The organism is Bacillus sp. REN10, from assembly GCF_016820555.1.
Lineage (GTDB): Bacteria > Bacillota > Bacilli > Bacillales > Domibacillaceae > Bacillus_CE.
In genome coordinates this window covers 1-15,961 of sequence record NZ_JADHDW010000002.1, presented here as the reverse complement: position 1 = coordinate 15,961, position 15,961 = coordinate 1, and the positions used below count along the sequence as shown (strand labels likewise).

22 protein-coding genes and 1 tRNA gene are annotated in these 15,961 nt (G+C 38.5%); 9 read left to right on the top strand and 14 right to left on the bottom strand.

Translation table 11 applies throughout. From position 1 onward, the window contains the following. Positions 1-79: 79 nt before the first annotated feature. Positions 80-700, bottom strand: coding sequence for a class I SAM-dependent methyltransferase (locus IRB43_RS03305; RefSeq protein WP_203362027.1), 621 nt, complete (start codon positions 698-700; stop codon positions 80-82). A 139-nt stretch (positions 701-839) separates the two neighbouring features. On the opposite strand from IRB43_RS03305, the gene IRB43_RS03300 reads away from it, so the two are divergent. Beyond that, positions 840-1,184 carry a hypothetical protein gene (locus tag IRB43_RS03300; protein WP_203362026.1) on the top strand — a complete coding sequence of 115 codons (345 nt, stop codon included), beginning with the start codon at positions 840-842 and terminating at the stop codon, positions 1,182-1,184. A gap of 74 nt (positions 1,185-1,258) precedes the next feature. Here the strand turns inward: IRB43_RS03300 and IRB43_RS03295 are convergent, their stop codons facing one another. Then, entirely contained in the window at positions 1,259-1,642 is a 384-nt protein-coding gene (locus IRB43_RS03295) for a universal stress protein (RefSeq protein WP_203362025.1), read from the bottom strand. Between the two features lie 185 nt (positions 1,643-1,827). On the opposite strand from IRB43_RS03295, the gene IRB43_RS03290 reads away from it, so the two are divergent. The 3 genes from IRB43_RS03290 (at position 1,828) to IRB43_RS03280 (ending at position 4,156) form a co-directional block, all read left to right on the top strand. Beyond that, positions 1,828-1,900: transfer RNA gene (locus IRB43_RS03290), tRNA-Val, on the top strand. A gap of 171 nt (positions 1,901-2,071) precedes the next feature. Next, the gene (locus IRB43_RS03285) at positions 2,072-2,725 is read left to right on the top strand and encodes a helix-turn-helix transcriptional regulator (RefSeq protein ID WP_203362024.1); all 654 of its coding nucleotides are present in this window, start codon (positions 2,072-2,074) and stop codon (positions 2,723-2,725) included. A gap of 48 nt (positions 2,726-2,773) precedes the next feature. Continuing rightward, the gene (locus IRB43_RS03280; protein WP_203362023.1) at positions 2,774-4,156 is read left to right on the top strand and encodes an MATE family efflux transporter; all 1,383 of its coding nucleotides are present in this window, start codon (positions 2,774-2,776) and stop codon (positions 4,154-4,156) included. 71 nt (positions 4,157-4,227) lie between these two features. Here the strand turns inward: IRB43_RS03280 and IRB43_RS03275 are convergent, their stop codons facing one another. The 4 genes from IRB43_RS03275 to IRB43_RS03260 form a co-directional block, all read right to left on the bottom strand. After that, complete coding sequence (locus tag IRB43_RS03275; RefSeq protein ID WP_203362022.1) at positions 4,228-5,892, bottom strand: ABC1 kinase family protein; 1,665 nt, start codon at positions 5,890-5,892, stop codon at positions 4,228-4,230. A 77-nt stretch (positions 5,893-5,969) separates the two neighbouring features. Then, the gene (locus IRB43_RS03270; RefSeq protein WP_203362021.1) at positions 5,970-6,647 is read right to left on the bottom strand and encodes a hypothetical protein; all 678 of its coding nucleotides are present in this window, start codon (positions 6,645-6,647) and stop codon (positions 5,970-5,972) included. Further along, the gene (locus IRB43_RS03265; protein ID WP_203362020.1) at positions 6,644-7,453 is read right to left on the bottom strand and encodes an ATP-binding cassette domain-containing protein; all 810 of its coding nucleotides are present in this window, start codon (positions 7,451-7,453) and stop codon (positions 6,644-6,646) included. Before IRB43_RS03265 ends, IRB43_RS03270 begins: the two co-directional genes overlap by 4 nt. Positions 7,454-7,580: 127 nt before the next feature. Next, entirely contained in the window at positions 7,581-8,135 is a 555-nt protein-coding gene (locus IRB43_RS03260) for a phosphatidylglycerophosphatase A family protein (RefSeq protein ID WP_203362019.1), read from the bottom strand. Between the two features lie 122 nt (positions 8,136-8,257). Here IRB43_RS03260 and IRB43_RS03255 point away from each other — a divergent pair, with 122 nt between their 5' ends. From IRB43_RS03255 to IRB43_RS03245, 3 genes are all read left to right on the top strand, one after another. Beyond that, a complete protein-coding gene (locus IRB43_RS03255; RefSeq protein ID WP_203362434.1) occupies positions 8,258-8,983 on the top strand; it encodes an alpha/beta hydrolase in 726 nt (241 codons plus the stop codon). A 112-nt stretch (positions 8,984-9,095) separates the two neighbouring features. Next, on the top strand, positions 9,096-9,611 hold the full coding sequence (locus tag IRB43_RS03250) for a YjcG family protein (RefSeq protein ID WP_203362018.1): 516 nt from the start codon (positions 9,096-9,098) through the stop codon (positions 9,609-9,611). 8 nt (positions 9,612-9,619) lie between these two features. Beyond that, on the top strand, positions 9,620-10,042 hold the full coding sequence (locus tag IRB43_RS03245; RefSeq protein WP_203362017.1) for a GNAT family N-acetyltransferase: 423 nt from the start codon (positions 9,620-9,622) through the stop codon (positions 10,040-10,042). 84 nt (positions 10,043-10,126) lie between these two features. Here the strand turns inward: IRB43_RS03245 and IRB43_RS03240 are convergent, their stop codons facing one another. From IRB43_RS03240 to IRB43_RS03215, 6 genes are all read right to left on the bottom strand, one after another. Then, on the bottom strand, positions 10,127-10,381 hold the full coding sequence (locus IRB43_RS03240; protein ID WP_203362016.1) for a hypothetical protein: 255 nt from the start codon (positions 10,379-10,381) through the stop codon (positions 10,127-10,129). 117 nt (positions 10,382-10,498) lie between these two features. Continuing rightward, a complete protein-coding gene (spoVIF, locus tag IRB43_RS03235; protein ID WP_203362015.1) occupies positions 10,499-10,759 on the bottom strand; it encodes a sporulation-specific transcription regulator SpoVIF in 261 nt (86 codons plus the stop codon). Positions 10,760-10,868: 109 nt separating this feature from the next. Then, positions 10,869-10,991, bottom strand: a complete 123-nt coding sequence (locus IRB43_RS03230; protein ID WP_203362014.1) for a YjcZ family sporulation protein — start codon at positions 10,989-10,991, stop codon at positions 10,869-10,871. A gap of 80 nt (positions 10,992-11,071) precedes the next feature. Continuing rightward, on the bottom strand, positions 11,072-11,428 hold the full coding sequence (gene spoVAE, locus IRB43_RS03225) for a stage V sporulation protein AE (protein ID WP_203362013.1): 357 nt from the start codon (positions 11,426-11,428) through the stop codon (positions 11,072-11,074). Between the two features lie 18 nt (positions 11,429-11,446). Beyond that, the gene (spoVAC, locus tag IRB43_RS03220; RefSeq protein ID WP_203362012.1) at positions 11,447-11,923 is read right to left on the bottom strand and encodes a stage V sporulation protein AC; all 477 of its coding nucleotides are present in this window, start codon (positions 11,921-11,923) and stop codon (positions 11,447-11,449) included. 12 nt (positions 11,924-11,935) lie between these two features. Then, positions 11,936-12,388 carry a YhcN/YlaJ family sporulation lipoprotein gene (locus IRB43_RS03215; protein ID WP_203362011.1) on the bottom strand — a complete coding sequence of 151 codons (453 nt, stop codon included), beginning with the start codon at positions 12,386-12,388 and terminating at the stop codon, positions 11,936-11,938. Positions 12,389-12,550: 162 nt separating this feature from the next. On the opposite strand from IRB43_RS03215, the gene IRB43_RS03210 reads away from it, so the two are divergent. Then, positions 12,551-14,224 carry a methyl-accepting chemotaxis protein gene (locus IRB43_RS03210; protein ID WP_203362010.1) on the top strand — a complete coding sequence of 558 codons (1,674 nt, stop codon included), beginning with the start codon at positions 12,551-12,553 and terminating at the stop codon, positions 14,222-14,224. Positions 14,225-14,268: 44 nt separating this feature from the next. On the opposite strand, the gene IRB43_RS03205 is transcribed toward IRB43_RS03210, so the two are convergent. After that, positions 14,269-14,625: a DUF1360 domain-containing protein gene (locus IRB43_RS03205; RefSeq protein ID WP_238941791.1), complete on the bottom strand. Its 357-nt coding sequence runs from the start codon at positions 14,623-14,625 to the stop codon at positions 14,269-14,271. A 111-nt stretch (positions 14,626-14,736) separates the two neighbouring features. On the opposite strand from IRB43_RS03205, the gene IRB43_RS03200 reads away from it, so the two are divergent. Continuing rightward, positions 14,737-15,258, top strand: coding sequence for a CotY/CotZ family spore coat protein (locus tag IRB43_RS03200; protein WP_203362009.1), 522 nt, complete (start codon positions 14,737-14,739; stop codon positions 15,256-15,258). A gap of 36 nt (positions 15,259-15,294) precedes the next feature. On the opposite strand, the gene IRB43_RS03195 is transcribed toward IRB43_RS03200, so the two are convergent. Further along, a complete protein-coding gene (locus IRB43_RS03195; RefSeq protein WP_203362008.1) occupies positions 15,295-15,786 on the bottom strand; it encodes a CotO family spore coat protein in 492 nt (163 codons plus the stop codon). Positions 15,787-15,961 lie beyond the last annotated feature (175 nt).

Here is a 15,961-nt window from a genome sequence, read left to right as displayed (position 1 = left end):
ACTTCTACCCTGTCAAGGTAGCTCTCTCCCAATCATGATTGCTTATGCTGAAACACTTTCAAAGTACTAAACACAACTATTAATTCACTTTTCTAATTATTATTTTCCTATACATCCCATTCAGCATGACTGGTATATCTTCTTCTACTTTTATGTTTTGATTGTTTTTTAGAGATATCTCTTCAAAACTCCGACCAATATCGGTTCCCAGTACGCTAACAATGGGTCTTAAAAGCTTTTTAAGTAACGAAAGTTTTTCATTTTTGGGGACAAATTTATCAAAAATAATGATCTTGCCTTCTGGTTTTAAAACTCTCGTCATCTCTTGAAAGCATTTATTTTCATCAGGAACGACTGAAAGGATAAGGCTTGCTACTACATAGTCGAACGACTCGTTATCAAATTCCATATGTTGAGCATCCATTTCTAAAAATCTAATCTTGGAATTTTTAAACTTCGCTCTTGCCTTTTCAAGCATATCCGGTGAATAATCAATGGCCGTTATATCAAGGGTAGAGTAATTGATTAACTCTAAATCAGCCCCCGTTCCTACACCAACAAACAAGATTTTTTGTTTATTATTGAATGGTATTGTTTGAAATATCTGTTTTCGGGCCTTTAAAAACCTACCCGAATTAAAAAATTTATCATAAACTGGAGAACCGATTTTATATATGAATTTATTCCAAGAATTATTCAAACCCCTTCACTCCCAAATCACTCTTCATTTTATTATGAAATGCAAATTCATTAACCACCTAGTTTCTTATCATAAATCAACACACGCCTCAAAATCCACCAAATATTACCGATACAAATAATTAGGAGGTGAAAACAAAATGAAAATAAAAAACACAAATCCTATATCATACAAAACCATGAGAAACGAAAACAAACCCTATACATTCGAAGATCTTCAACTAGCAGAGGATAAAGATGGGAAAGGCAAAAAGGGGAAATTTGAAACCCGAAGAGAAAACGGCTATATTAGCCAATACATCATTAAGCAAGATGGCTCAAAAATATTAATTTCAGAAATAAAAGAATCTAAAACTGAAATTTCATCAGAAAAGGCAAAGCGTAGTGCCCAACAATCAAACACTAAATATCTAATGGACTTATTAGCTACGTCAGCTAGTGCAAACACCCCTATAAAAATCAAGCCAAATTTCAAACAAAAATGACATAATAGCAAGTCTTTACAAAAACCCGCTACCTATCAATCAGTAGCGGGTCATGAAAATAATTTATTTATCTCTTAATCTCTATTTGGAATATGTTCAGGCACTAGCATCACTGGACATGTCGCAAGTTCTAATACTTGCTTACTAACGCTTCCAATCTCTTCTTGGCGCCCTTTGCCGATCGCCATAACGACACATCGCACATTCGGATCTTTTGCTTCTGTCACAATTTCCATAGTTGGGATTCCCACTCTAATTTTTGTGGAAATAGGTCGTTCGCTCTCGCTGATCATGCTTCTTGCCTTCGTGATCGCTGACATGCCTAGTTCCTTTAATGTCGATTGGATGTTGAGCAACAGAAGATTATCTCCATATACTTTAGCTAATTCAACTGCATAAGGAATCACTCTTAGTGCTGCGTCGGAACCATCTACGGGTACAATAATCGTTTTCGCCATTTGAATTTCCTCCGTCATTTTGTGTATGCAATACCTTCATCTTAGTTATTTTGTCTTAAAGTGGCAAGAAAAGTCACTTCGATGATCCAACCCGCTGCTCATTCGTTCTCGATTCGAAAAGATTTTTCCAAAAAACCATTGACTTTCCTTCTTATTTTTCATAAAATAGGACTTGTCAGTTAAACGATTCCGTAGCTCAGCTGGGAGAGCGCTACCTTGACAGGGTAGAGGTCGCTGGTTCGAACCCAGTCGGAATCATACTTATTGGGAAGCCACAAACCTTGGTACATAAGGGTTTGTGGCTTTTTTATTATTTGTTGCACTTGTCTCAGTTTTTTTTAAGTCTTCAAGTCACCCCTAACATCAATTATCTGTACCAAACACTCCTCTAACTGATACAATCCTCTTAATGAAGGGTTGTTGATATGAATGATGAAAAATCGTCAGCTTGAAATTTTATTTTATTTGCTTAAAGCGAAGAAAACGACACATCGAGAGCTTGCTAATGAATTTGGCGTAAGCATCAAGACGATTCAAAGAGATATTGATGATTTATGTGCCATAGGCGTACCGATTACCTGTAAGCAGGGGAATCTGGGTGGAGTTTATATATCAGAGAGTTATAAATTATCTAGAACGTTTTTAAACGATCAAGACATGCAAAGTATTATTTTCGCTTTATCCATGTTCGATAGTATTTCAGCAAAAAAACAGAAAGAAAGTATCGTGAAAAAGTTAGCGCTACTTGCTCCAGAGTTAGTTCATTTACTAGCGCATGATGCTCAAGAATATTTTATTGTCGATGTTTTCGATGATGCGGTTGATATGAGCGATGATATTTATTTAAAAATCAATGATTGTTTAGATGAAGAGTATTTTCTGAATGTCATGTTTCGAGGAAAACGGCTCATGGTTGCGCCTATTAGTTATGTATTGCGTCCCGATGGCATGTATTTATATGCCTTTGCAAAGGAATATGTATTACTCAAAATTTCCGATTTGAGTGATCCTCAGATCACCGAGATGACATTTGAAAGAGATTTTATCCCCTATAAAGAAAATAAAAAGATAGCATCCAAATAAGACATGTTATGTCTTGTTTGGATGCTATCTTTTTTTAGAGGTGATTATATGCACAATACTATATTCGAGAAATATTCTATTAATCGATTAATACTGACTTTTTCATTACCAGCCACACTCTCATTAATCATTGAAACATTGACAACTGTTGTCGATACGGCTTTTGCAGGACATATTAAGGACAATAGTTTATATGCCCTTTCTGCTTTAGGATTGTTGAACCCTTTACTGGCTATCTTTACATCTTTGCAAACTCTTTTCGCCTTTTCAACGGCGCTAATGATCACAAAATATTTAGGACAAAATAATCAATTAAAAGTAAACAATCACTTTATGAGTGGCTTCTATATGACACTCTTAATCAGCAGCCTCTCATCATTGATTAGCTTTTTATTTATGAATTCAATTTTCTTTTCACTAGGTATTACCGGAAAAGTGAATGAAGTTGCTTCCGATTATTTAAACATCATTTTGATCAGCAACGTGTTTAGTTCGATAGGGTACACCTTGACAAGCTGTATAAGAGCCTTTGGTCATCCTGTTGTGGAAATGGTCATTATCTCTCTATCTGTATTGATGAATGTTGTCTTTAATAGTTTATTTACTTTTGTTTTTCACTTAGGAATTATAGGCATCGCGGCAGGAACATTAATCAGCGAAATGGCGTGCGCGATAATATCAATCATGTATTTACGTCGATATAAGCTATGGTTCAAATGGAATAAACTCCCCTTAAAAGAACATTTCACAATGGTCTTTCATATGTTCAAGTTGAGGATTGCTCAAACGATCATCCAATCATTAGCAGGAATGACTAGCTTTTTTATCAACAATCAGCTGCTTTCTTTAGGAGGAAATTCAGCCATCGCTGTGTGGAATATTGCTAATAAGTTATACATGCTCGCCTTAATGCCGATCATTGGGATGACACAAGGCATTCAAACCATTATTGCTTATTTTGATGGTAAGCGAGAAGAGACAAAGAAGCAAATAGTCATCAATAAAACCATTGTTTACTGTATCGTTTACGGAGTTTCAGTCGCTATCTTTATTTTTAGCTTTGGCGATAAAACTTTATATTTATTTACAGCCAATAAAGAATTACTTATTTCTGTAGTACCTGTCATTCGAGTCATCTTCATCACCTTTCCGTTATTAGGAATCACATATACTCTCATGACTGTATTGCAAGTAACCGGAAAAGAGACACAGGCAGTCTTATTAGGAGTGATTAGGCAACTGATCTCCTTTATTCCTTTAATCCTTTTGTTACCTATTGTATGTAGCAAGGTCAATATATTTCACATAAGTCCAGTGTTCTCTATTTTTTTCGCAGTCCCTTTGGCGGATCTGATTACATTGGGGTTTGCCTTTCTTTTCTTTCAATCCAGCTCTTTATCCAATCAAACAAAGGTGATAAGAAAGGCTTAAAAACTAAAATCGCTTCCCTCTCCTAATCAAAAAGAGCCTTTTCCTCACACACAGAAAAGGCTCTCATTTTTTCATTTCTTCTTTCGCCACATCATATAAATCGTAATTAAAAATAACATTGTAATCATAAAGGCCGTGGCTAAGACGATTTGAAAGGTATAATTGTCGGTTAATTGCGAATGGTCGCCGCTAATTTTTATACCGATAATAATGCCAGCGATGATAATGCTGAAGGCGAGCATCATAATGCTGAGAACAAGCATGTGGGCAATGCGCTCAATGCGGTTCATCATACCTTCGTCCGGTTTGATGTTCATTTGCAAGTGCGGCTCGCCGTTTTCCCATTTTCTAATCGTCTCGTTAATGACGGTTGGAAGTTTGCGGGCGGAGATTTGGACTTGCCGAGTAAGCTTGCGTGTTTCGCGCAACAATCGCTTCGGATGTAGCTGTTCCCACATGAGCCGTTCGCCGGTATCTTTTAAAATAACATTGAAGCGAATATCCGGGTCCAATGCAGAAACTGTTTGTTCCACTTTTAAAAACGCTTGGCCAACTTGAATAAATTCGCGAGGGACACGAATACCATGTTTCGCAGCTAGTGCGAATAGCTCTTGAAACATCGTACCCATTTTCACTTCTTGCAAAGCCCGGTCTAAGTACGTATTCATCCAAGCATCGAGGTCGCGGCGCATCGCTTTCGTATCCACCTCGCGATTCGCTCCTAATGATTGAATCGCCATCGTTAATGAAACAGAGTCACGGTCGTTTAATGAAAACAGACACTCTGCTAACAGTTGCTTCATCTCTTCAGGCAACCGGCCTGTATTCCCAAAATCAATGAGTGCCAACGTGTCATCCTTTAATAAAACTAAATTCCCTGGATGAGGATCGGCATGGAACACCCCTTTTACATATACTTGCTCTAATACTGATTCCGCAAGGGCTTCCGCTAATTCTTTCCTTCTTTGCTGATTGATTTGCGCGATAGTTTCGGGTGTTAGTTTTTGACCCTCAACAAGCTCCATCACGAGGACGCGTTCCGTTGTATAGTCTGGAAAGATCGCCGGCACGTGAATCCAGCGATTATCAATTTGTTTCTTCACACTCAAGGCTTCCGCCGCTTCTAAGCGATAGTTCATTTCTTTTACTAAAGAAGCAGCAAATTCATCAATCGTTTCTTTCATGCTAAATTGGCGAGCTAAGGCGGAATTTTTTTCAGCAATCGCTGCTAAATGGCGCAACACTTGAATGTCTTGATTCACAACCGTTTCGATATGTGGCCTACGAACTTTAATGGCTACTTTTTCTCCGGAATGCAAGATAGCGCGATGCACTTGACCAAGAGAAGCTGTGCCAATCGGCGTTTCCTCAAATTCGACAAAGGTGTCGGCTAACGTGCCTCCCGATTCGAATTCAATAATTTGCTTAATCTCTTCAAAAGGGATTGGAGGTGCATCACTTTGCAGTTTGGACAATGGTACTGTCCATTCCGGCGCTAGAATATCGGTCCGAGTGCTCATAAATTGACCAAGCTTCATAAACGTCGGACCTAACTCTTCAAATGCCACTCGCAGTTCTTCACCTTTCGCATGCTCTTTCCTCTCTTCTGCTTCTCCTCGCTTATGAAATGGGATTTTTTCACTTAATCCAAGATCTTTTAAATAACCGGTAAAACCATGCTTCATTAAGACAGTGATAATTTCAGGCAGCCTCGTTAAGGCATTCCAAGTTGTCATAAGTTTCCTCCTGTCCACCATCTATTTTTTAAGAATGATAGCAATCATTCTATGGAACTACGAATACAAGATGTTTCTTATACGCCTGTACGCTCTCTTCTTAAAAACAGCACAACGAGTAAAAATAAAGAAAGACCCACATAAACGAAAGCCCACATATTCCCTGTCACACCTGCTCCAACACATGATACGGGCGGCAACAAATAAATCAGCCAGGCTAGAGAGGGTGGCAATGTCTCCATTACAGATTCACCCACGATCGATGTACATGTCAAGAAAGCAGCAGCAACCCAAGAATATTTTTTCCCCGCCAAGTTCGTCATACTAAATAAGCCGCCAACCCATAGGCCAAAGAAAAGAAATAGAAGATGGCTAGACAAGAAGGAGCCAATATGCTCTATCGTTAACGGTTCTGTAAATGTACGAAGAAGGAGCGGAACACTAAGCGATACGGCCATTAAACATAAGCCACTAAGCACAATAACGATCATTTTTCCATAAAGAAACACTTGTTTATTCCGTGCATACGACAGCAACATCCACTTTTCGCTTCCTTGTTCTAAAGAAAACAGCTTCATTGAAATCCATACCATGGTAGGAAATAAAAAGAGAGCCGATATAGAAAAACTTTCGCTAATGGGTAAACCTTGATAATAATACTGAGTAAAAATCCAGCAAGTATATAAAACGACTGGTGCGATCCATTGAAGCGAATAAAAGAAGGAAAGGAGCTGGTATTTGATGAATGATTTCACACGTTTCTCCCCACTTTCACTTCAACGATATGCGCACCTTGCTTCAGTAGCTCTGCTAACACAAGGTCAGATTCTGCTTCTGCGACTGTTAGACTCATTTTTTGTTCCGTCACTTGCTTTACCTTTTGTTGCAGCTGTTTTGACAAAGGCTGTTTTGCTGTAAAGGTAATATGTACATGGCGCTTTGTTGGCTCTACGGCTGAAAAATTCACGAGGCGGCCATTTTCCAATTTCGCTAGATGCGTCGCTAGCTTGCGAGCGGGCGATTCCTCATGTAACACAAAGACCATCGTTTTCTCCCCTTTTAATTCCAGAAATAGGTCGATGACTGTTTCACAAGCTACTTTATCGAGGCCAGTCAATGGCTCGTCAAGGAAAAGCACATCAGATCGCTTCATGAGCGCCTGAATAATTCCTGCCTTTTGCTTCGTTCCTTTCGAACATTTTTTCAGCGGTGTATGTAAAAAAGGTCGTAAACCAAGTCGTTCAATATATAGATCAAGCCTTTCTTGATGAGTGTTTCCTCCCATCTCCATCATAAGCTTCAAATACTTATCAACGGTAAATGGCAAATGCTCAGGAAAATGTTCGGGTATATAAGCATAGGATTGAAATTCTTTATTGACCTTTCCGTTTTGCGGTTCATACATACCTGCTAATAACTTAATCAACGAGCTTTTCCCTGACCCATTCGCTCCGGTGATCACAATGGACATTCCTTCAGAAATCTTTACGTCTATATGAGATAAAATGGGTTGCCCATTCCGGATAACATCTGCTTGAATCGATTCAATAATCGTTCGCATCTTTTAGCTCCTTCATTTCTTCTGTCCCTACTTACAATTATGTTACATTCTCAAATTCTACCATAATGATTGATTTTTAGTCATGTTAATGAAAAAGGGACCCCTTATAAAAGGTCCCTATTATGTATTATCCGATTAATTCTTCTTCCTCTTTCTCGACCATCACCTCTTCAGATAGGCTATCTTCATAGTCGCGAATGCGATGGGCGATTCGAGAAGCGGCATTTGCCGCAATGGCTCCCACGATATCATCTAAAAAGGTGTGAACGCTGCTGCCTGTTTTGGTATCAAGCTTGCGAATAATTCCTTCTTTGTTTTTATCTAAGAAACCATAAGTAGTGACCGCAATACTGCCATAGCCGAGCGATGCACCAAGAGCAATCGTTTCGTCAACTCCAAACAACCCTTCATCTGTTTCAATAATCGTTTGCAGTGGCTCAGATAGCTTTCTTTGTTCAGCTAATACATCCAGTTCCACGCCAACAAGGATGGCATGCTGCATTTCTCGCTTCATTAATACCTTTTCCACACTTTCGATACATTCAAGCAATGTAAGATCTTTGTTGAACGGCTGCTGCATTTTCAATACAATTTCAGCAATATCGTCAACTGTGACGCCGCGTTCAAGCAAACGCTGCTTGGCAGCTTCGGTTACTTCCTGGGAATGTACTCTCTTTTTCATCTCTAGTTCTCTCCTCCCATGACCATTATAATTAAAACGAGTGAACAAGTCATGTGAAATTCACTTTGATTCGTTTTATGCTAAAATTGGGTGAACATGTTGAAGTATTGGGAGGACGAATGATGACGATCAAACGCGGCACAATTCAAGATGAAAAAATTTATTCCAAAGAGCTGGGAGAAGAGATAGAACTGCTCGTCTATCTTCCGGCAAATTTCTCACCGTTATATAAGTATGCCTTATTAATTGCTCAAGATGGAAAAGATTATTTCCAAATGGGTCGCATTCCACGCATAGCTGATGAATTGCTGGCAGAAGAAGAGATTGAAAATTTGATTATCGTCGGCGTGCCTTATGCCGATGTACATGACCGCCGGAGAAAATATCATCCCGATGGCGAACAGCAAGAAGCCTACATCCGCTTTTTAGCTCATGAACTCGTTCCGTTTTTAGATGAGAAATATCCAGTTTACCATGTGGGGTATGGACGAGCATTGGCTGGTGATTCACTAGCAGCAACCGTTTCCTTAATGACTGCATTACGTTACCCCCATACATTTGGTAAAGTGATCATGCATTCCCCTTATGTTGATGACAAAGTGCTTCATGCCGTTGAAGCAGCAGAAGATTATAAACATTTAAGTCTTTATCATGTCATCGGTACTGGAGAAACAGAAGTGAAAACAACGAATGGTGAAATTGCTGATTTCCTTACACCCAACCGCAAGCTTCATGCCCTGCTAGATGAAAAAGGATTTGACTCATTTTATGACGAGTTTGATGGCGAACATACGTGGAAATATTGGCAGCCTGATTTAAAGAGAGCGCTCTTAAAAATGTTTGAGTAATCATAACTATTTGCGATAGAAAATTCACTTTTCTATCGCAAACCTGAAAAATTTGATATAATATTCAAATAATGCAATTCAATTTTTTTACTTTTGAGGAGAGTGAAATTATATGAAATTTGGCGTAGTTGTTTTCCCATCAAAAAAGACACAAGATTTAGTTAATTCTTATCGTAAACGGTATGATCCTCATTACTCCCTGATTCCACCACATCTGACTTTAAAAGGTCCATTCGATGCGGAAGAAAGCGACCTACCAAAGCTAGTCGACCAGTTAAAAGGTATAGCAAAAAAATATCAGCCATTCACGTATCATCTTAGTAAAGTAAAATCCTTTCAACCACTAAATAACGTCATTTATATTAAAGTCGAACCTAATGAAACATTAACAATGATGAATGAAGAGCTCCACGGCGAAGATGTAGTAGGCGGGCCAGCGGAATATGCTTACGTTCCTCATATCACGGTTGCTCAAAAGCTTTCAAATGCTGAACATGCGGATGTTTACAATTCATTAAATATGCTTTCATTTGATCTAGAAGAAAAAGTAGATCGCTTCCACTTGCTTTATCAATTAGAAAATGGTACTTGGACAGTCCATGAAACATTTTTATTAGGGAAGGAATAAGACAACTCGTGAAAGTAATCATAGCTAACACTCCAAAAGAGCGGAATGATGCTCTTGAGATTCGCAAACTAGTATTCGTAGAAGAACAAAATGTTCCTCTCGAATTAGAAATTGATGAATTCGAAGACTCCTCCACCCATTTTGTGTTATATAGTAAAGAGCAGCCATGCGGAGCTGGACGTTTTCGCACGAAAGATGGAATGGGCAAGGCAGAAAGAATTTGTGTCTTAGCTAATGTTCGAGGCAAAGGAGTCGGACAGCTCATTATGAATGCGCTTGAAGATTTTGCAAAAGAACAAGGTCTGCCAGGAGTCATTTTAAGCGCCCAAATGCACGCTATTCCTTTTTATGAAAAATTAGGATATGAAGTGATATCCGAAGAATACATGGATGCGGGCATTCCACACAAAACGATGAAAAAAATGTTTTAAATGAAAAAGGCTTATTCTCTAATCCATGAGAATAAGCCTTTTCACAAATGTTCTTCTATAATCAAAGTAAAGCTCCTTTCTGGTTTAAGCAAGTTTGTTTAGCTTCATGCCTTTGCCACTAATTTTCGCTAATTGGGCTTCAAACCGATCGTATGACTCTCTCTTGGCTGCATTTGGACTAGCTTTAGCATCCGGCCAATGAACACCGCTATCTAATGCTTTTTGAAAGGCCACTTTTTGAACAGGATCGATAACAGCATATCCCGCTTCATGCGCCTTGACTACTCGCTCACGATATTGTTGATATTGATAATTGGGAATTGGTAAGATATAGCTCATGGTTCTCGCCTCCTTTAATCATTTGTATCTCTTACTTACCTTTACCCGTTTCCTTGCGAAATGAAACAAATTCAAGCCCGAAATTTCGCAAACAGGAATCGGGCTTGAACAATGAGATTATCCTCTTTTTTTGTTAATCATATCAGTAATCGTTTGGATGTCTAGCTTGCTTCCGTCTTTGATAATCGTCTGTACAATCTGGTTTTCTAACTCTTTCGGAACGGACTTATTAGCTAATCTTGATACTTTTTGTATGACACCTCTTACTGTCTTTTCATCCTTAAAATTAGCATGTTGCAGGGAATTAGCCAGTTCAATGACATCTCTCATATTCACGCCCGTCTTTTTCTCAATGTTCTTAAATAATCCATTATCCATTTTTCCGCCTCCTTTTTCTCCTTTTCATCTTATGCATGAAAAGAAAAATGTTGAAAACAAAAAACAGACTTAAACGACAAGCCGATTAAGTCTGTTTTTTCTTTTTTTATTAATAGAAGCTCGCTCCAACAATGATTAATAAAATGAAAAGCACAACGATTAACACAAATGTAGATGTTCCGCGATATCCGTAACCGTAACCGCCGCAGCCGTAACCGAAGCCGTAACCCATCCTGTTCACCTCACTTTTTCTTAACTCACTGTTACTATATGAAAAAAGCTCCGTTTTGTTTGGGCTAATTTTAATCCTGCTTATCCCTTCGGCTTGAATAGTAAAGCGCCCATAAAGCCAAAGACAATGGCTGCAGAGATCCCTGAACTGGTGACTTCAAACATACCAGTCAATACTCCAACAAGCCCGTGTTTTTCAGCTTCTTGCATTGCTCCAGCTACAAGTGAATTTCCGAAGCTCGTAATCGGAATTGTAGCTCCTGCTCCAGCAAAATCAACTAGCGGTTCATATAGATCAAAACCGGCAAGGATTGCTCCAATGACAACTAATAGGCTAAGTGTATGGGCTGGCGTCAGTTTTCCTACATCCATTAATAACTGACCAACGACACAAATGAGCCCCCCAATCACAAATGCCCAAAAAAACATTCCAAACATTGACAGATACTCCTCTCCTTAAAGTCCGCCCCATTGAATAAGAATTGTTTTAATGGAAGCAACTACAAATGCCGCAAATACCCCAAACACAATCACTGAACCTGCTAACTTAAAAATATTCCCTCCGACACCAAGCACAAACCCTTCCGTTCGATGTTCAATCGCTGCTGAAATGACTGCGTTTCCAAACCCAGAAACCGGTACCGCACTTCCTGCTCCCGCATATTGTCCAAGGTGGTCGTAAACCCCAAAACCTGTAAGTAACATAGATAAGAAAACAACTGTAGCAACGGTTGGATTGCCAGCGGTCTGCTCAGTAAAATTAAAAAAGTAAATGTAAAAATAAGTAATGGCTTGACCAAGCGTACAAATGACTCCCCCCACAAAGAAAGCCCTTAAACAATTTTTAAGAAGCGGTCTTTTCAGTTCATGCTTTTGACTTAGTTTTTCATACCTTTGTTGAGTAGGAGTCTTTTTCTCATTATTGTTTGCCATAGCGTCCTCCCTCTAGGCCATCTCTTTCTTTAACTCAATAATTTCATTAAATCGTTTCTGCGCTTCTTTTTTACTGATTGTGCCTGCATCAATTTTTTCCCTCAGTCTAACGGCCTCAAGGAAAATTTTATAATCACTCGAAACGATAAACTCTTCATCTTTATATTCTTTTTCTAGCCGCTCATTTAACTTCTTTTCAATTTTCTTCATCCGAAACCGCTGTAAATGTTTCACTTTATAAGCGATCAAAATATGATGATCATCTTTAATGACAGCTACATCATATATCTCATCGATCCGTTCGACTTCTTTTTTTATCTCCTCTACCTTAGGTCCTTTTTTCTCTAACTGAATAGGCGTCGGATTTGTTGTTTTAATAAGAGCCAATTTGCTATCTTGTTGCTCTTCTTTTGTATTGCAGCCCATTAATATGACCGCACTCACGAAAAAAACGACCCATTTCATGCTGATTCCTCCATTCCACCCGCCGTTTATCTTTTATATTTTGCCTATTCTTTCATTTTTATTTATAAAATTCTCCTCCTTCTATAAAAAAATTGTTGAATACTCCGATACTAACGATTGGGGATTTTTTAACATTATCACTATATAAAGAGGGAAAATAATATGACGATTAAAACAAAGTTAATATCTATTATTTCCATTTTTATCATCACCCTTGTCTGTCTCGGATCCTTTTCTATCTATATCATCAGCTCTACCATCCATGACAACAGCGTGTTAAAAGACAAAATGGAAATGCAAAAAAATGTCAAGCATATTCAATTTCGGTTAGCTGGTTTATCGAATGATGAACGTGCCTACATCATTACGGGAGAGCAAGAGTTTGCCGATGGAGCAACAGAGAAAGCTGAAAATATTCAACAAACAATCAACCAATTGAATCAAAATTATTATTCACAAGAAAGACAGTTGTTAAAAACAAGCTTTCAGCAATTTTGGACTCTGAATCAGCAAGTAATAAAAAGCTATGTTTCAAAGCCAGAGACAGCTAAAGCTTTACACTTTGGTGAAGAGCGCCAACTAAGAAAAAAAGTATTAGACCCTGCTGTAGACGATATTGTCAATCAGTTAGAGCAAGATGTGAATCACCTAAAGGAAACAATTGAAAAGAAAGCAAGTTGGAGCAAAAAAATGTTGTTAGCAGTCACACTCCTTGCAACTATTGCTGGTGCGATCATTGGCGGCTTACTGATTCAATCGATTCTTACACCCTTAAAACGGGTGAATCATCAGCTGGATGAAATCGCTCGCGGTGAAGCCGATTTAACAAGAAAAATGGAAATCAATCGAGCGGACGAATTTGGACAGCTGGCCCTTTCTTTTAATTCATTTATCGACTCTTTAAGGAACTTTGTTATACAAATTGGGCATTCATCTGATCAAGTAGCCGCTTCTTCCCAACAGTTAACAGCCAGTGCTGAACACTCGAAAGATACCGCTGAACAAGTCAGTCATTCGATGCAATTAATTTCTAGTAGCAATAATGAACAACATGCCGTAATGGAAAATAGCTTAGCTACATTGAGAGATTCGTTTCAAAGTATGACTTATGTTGCTTCTAATACTCATCATGTGGCTACACTCTCTACAACTATGAAGGAACAAGCAAATGCAGAAGCCAATTCAGTAAACGAAGTACTGGCACAAATGCAATCGATTGATCAATCCGTTACGTTAGCGGATCAAGGACTTCACTCTTTAGTAACAAGCGCGAAAGAAATCAGTGAAATATCCTCATTAATTACGGATATTTCGGCGCAAACAAACTTGCTAGCACTTAACGCTGCTATCGAGGCAGCAAGAGCTGGAGAACAAGGGAAAGGATTTGCTGTTGTAGCAGAAGAAGTAAGGAAATTAGCAGATGAAACAAATCAATCTGCCAGTCACATTCATCAGCTGGTGACGACAATTCAAAATGAATCAGCTGATACCGTCAACAGTCTTCGATTTGTAAAAGAAAATGTCTCATCTGGTATCGAACTTTCTACACAAACAGTAACTGGGATTAACACTATCCTTCACTCTATAGATGAAGTAACTGCGAAGATTCAAGAAGCAGCTGCAGCAACCCAACAAATTTCTTCTAGTTTTGAACTTGTCCAGCAATCGATGGAACAAATCGGGGAACGTTCAAAAGAGACAGCTAACAATACAGAAGATATTGTTGCCGCCACGGAGGAACAATTTGCCTCTGTACAAGAGATTACTCAAGCCGCTTTTTCCCTTTCACATTTATCAGACGAATTACATACTATGATTTCAAAATTTAAAGTTTAATAAAAGACGCAAATGACCATTGAGTTGATCATTTGCGTCTTTTATTATTCCTCATCATTGATTAAATATTGCACCACCGTTTCGATCAATGCCGCGCCTCCAGAAACCGCAAAAATTAACAGAAACGGTTGAGCAATCATCGGGAAGTAAACGTAAAGGAACACGCAAAATAACGATACCCAAAATCCTGTACACCAGTAACAGTTGAGCATCCGCCCAAAAAACCCAAGAATTCCGCTTTCTTTCGGCATAACAAATGTTTCCTTTTCCCCATTCTCCGACCACTCAATCACTTCTGAAAAAAATGGCTGCCGAAATTTTTCTGTAATTTCATCGAATACAAGCAATCGGGTCAGACGAAAGGAAGCAAAAATAAGAATAAATAATTCAATTGTCGTCATCTCCATCATTCACCTTTAAAAAATATTATTTTCTAGGTTATTTGTCCGTACCTCTTTTCTGCTTTACCCATATGTTAATAATGTAAGAAAAACCAGGAAAGGAGTTTTTATATGGGTTGTCATAATAACAACAATAATAACAATGTTGGCTCTGCTAACACAGGCTGTGTTTGCGAAGTGGTGCGTGCTATTAATGATCTTCAAAACGAAAGCGTTAATGAAGATTGTTTAGATTGTAAAGATTGCTTCGTGGAGCCACTTGGCAACTTAGCTGGTCCTGTTCGCCGTAATGCTGACACTCGTGTCTTTACATTAACAACAAGAGAGGGAAATCCATTCTTCGCTTTCTTTGGGCCAATTCACGACTCACAGCATCCATGCCACGATGTTTGTGTATCCATCTTCTTCCGCGTAGAAGAAGTGTTCGATAATTGTTGCGCTCGTCTCCGTGTATTGGTACCTCTGGATGATGAAAGAGATCCAGTGGATATTACAGATGACTGCTGCATTGACTTGAGAAAAGTATGTAAAGTAGAAAACTTCCGTGCGACACGTAGCTGTGTAACAGTTGACTTAAATTGCTTCTGTGCAGTGCAATGCATTAAAGACGTTGACTTAAATATTTGCGATTGATGCGAATAGGCAGCGGGCAATGACCGCTGCCTGCTTTTATCTTGGACCAATAATTCTAATACGTTGCAGGTCTTCTCGGTCAATGATCATGATCTCTTCTTTAAAGCTTTTCACCTTAATTTCTCTATCATTCCATTCCTTTAAAATTCCTCGGTGCGATTGTTCTTTACAAATAAACTCACATGGAAAAGGAATGAATTGTCTAGATAAATGATTTAACTTTTCATCCATGGTCATTTCTTGAAACGGTTTTACTGGCTTAATTCCTAGCCAAGAAGGTTTTGTATTCACTTCATGTGCCTCTTCTGTCGGCTGTTTGAACTGCGCCTCCTCTTTCACTTTCGTATCAATCTCTTCATCAATATCCCACTTTTCGATGAAGCGCTCCTCTTTTACCCTTTTCTTTTTTTGTACCCCCTCTTTGTTTTCCATATTTTTCATATGAAAAGATTCCTGCATGCTGACTTCTGGATATTGTAAAGATGGCTGTTGAATATACATAAGAGGTTCATTCTTTTTCTTTTTCATATCAACACCTCCTGCAAAGCTCTTCTTAAATATATGTCCGTGACTGTTAGATAAGAATAAAAACTAGCGAGGTAAGTATCAACAAAAAAAACCGCCTCAATTGAACTGCCCCATAAATGTTAGACACCAAACTAACATTTATGGGGTGTTTTTATGTCTAAATATACAGTAGACG

Excerpts from the sequence above, each read along its gene's own strand:
- IRB43_RS03300 (WP_203362026.1), top strand. The coding sequence starts at position 840 with ATGAAAATAAAAAACACAAATCCTATATCATACAAAACCATGAGAAAC.
- IRB43_RS03295 (WP_203362025.1), bottom strand. The coding sequence starts at position 1,642 with ATGGCGAAAACGATTATTGTACCCGTAGATGGTTCCGACGCAGCACTA.
- IRB43_RS03275 (WP_203362022.1), bottom strand. The coding sequence starts at position 5,892 with ATGACAACTTGGAATGCCTTAACGAGGCTGCCTGAAATTATCACTGTC.
- IRB43_RS03265 (WP_203362020.1), bottom strand. The coding sequence starts at position 7,453 with ATGCGAACGATTATTGAATCGATTCAAGCAGATGTTATCCGGAATGGG.
- IRB43_RS03230 (WP_203362014.1), bottom strand. The coding sequence starts at position 10,991 with ATGGGTTACGGCTTCGGTTACGGCTGCGGCGGTTACGGTTACGGATAT.
- IRB43_RS03240 (WP_203362016.1), bottom strand. The coding sequence starts at position 10,381 with ATGAGCTATATCTTACCAATTCCCAATTATCAATATCAACAATATCGT.
- IRB43_RS03255 (WP_203362434.1), top strand. The coding sequence starts at position 8,258 with ATGACGATCAAACGCGGCACAATTCAAGATGAAAAAATTTATTCCAAA.
- spoVAC (WP_203362012.1), bottom strand. The coding sequence starts at position 11,923 with ATGGCAAACAATAATGAGAAAAAGACTCCTACTCAACAAAGGTATGAA.
- IRB43_RS03250 (WP_203362018.1), top strand. The coding sequence starts at position 9,096 with ATGAAATTTGGCGTAGTTGTTTTCCCATCAAAAAAGACACAAGATTTA.
- IRB43_RS03215 (WP_203362011.1), bottom strand. The coding sequence starts at position 12,388 with ATGAAATGGGTCGTTTTTTTCGTGAGTGCGGTCATATTAATGGGCTGC.
- IRB43_RS03280 (WP_203362023.1), top strand. The coding sequence starts at position 2,774 with ATGCACAATACTATATTCGAGAAATATTCTATTAATCGATTAATACTG.
- IRB43_RS03195 (WP_203362008.1), bottom strand. The coding sequence starts at position 15,786 with ATGAAAAAGAAAAAGAATGAACCTCTTATGTATATTCAACAGCCATCT.
- IRB43_RS03210 (WP_203362010.1), top strand. The coding sequence starts at position 12,551 with ATGACGATTAAAACAAAGTTAATATCTATTATTTCCATTTTTATCATC.
- spoVAE (WP_203362013.1), bottom strand. The coding sequence starts at position 11,428 with ATGTTTGGAATGTTTTTTTGGGCATTTGTGATTGGGGGGCTCATTTGT.
- IRB43_RS03205 (WP_238941791.1), bottom strand. The coding sequence starts at position 14,625 with ATGACGACAATTGAATTATTTATTCTTATTTTTGCTTCCTTTCGTCTG.
- IRB43_RS03200 (WP_203362009.1), top strand. The coding sequence starts at position 14,737 with ATGGGTTGTCATAATAACAACAATAATAACAATGTTGGCTCTGCTAAC.
- IRB43_RS03260 (WP_203362019.1), bottom strand. The coding sequence starts at position 8,135 with ATGAAAAAGAGAGTACATTCCCAGGAAGTAACCGAAGCTGCCAAGCAG.
- spoVIF (WP_203362015.1), bottom strand. The coding sequence starts at position 10,759 with ATGGATAATGGATTATTTAAGAACATTGAGAAAAAGACGGGCGTGAAT.
- IRB43_RS03285 (WP_203362024.1), top strand. The coding sequence starts at position 2,072 with ATGATGAAAAATCGTCAGCTTGAAATTTTATTTTATTTGCTTAAAGCG.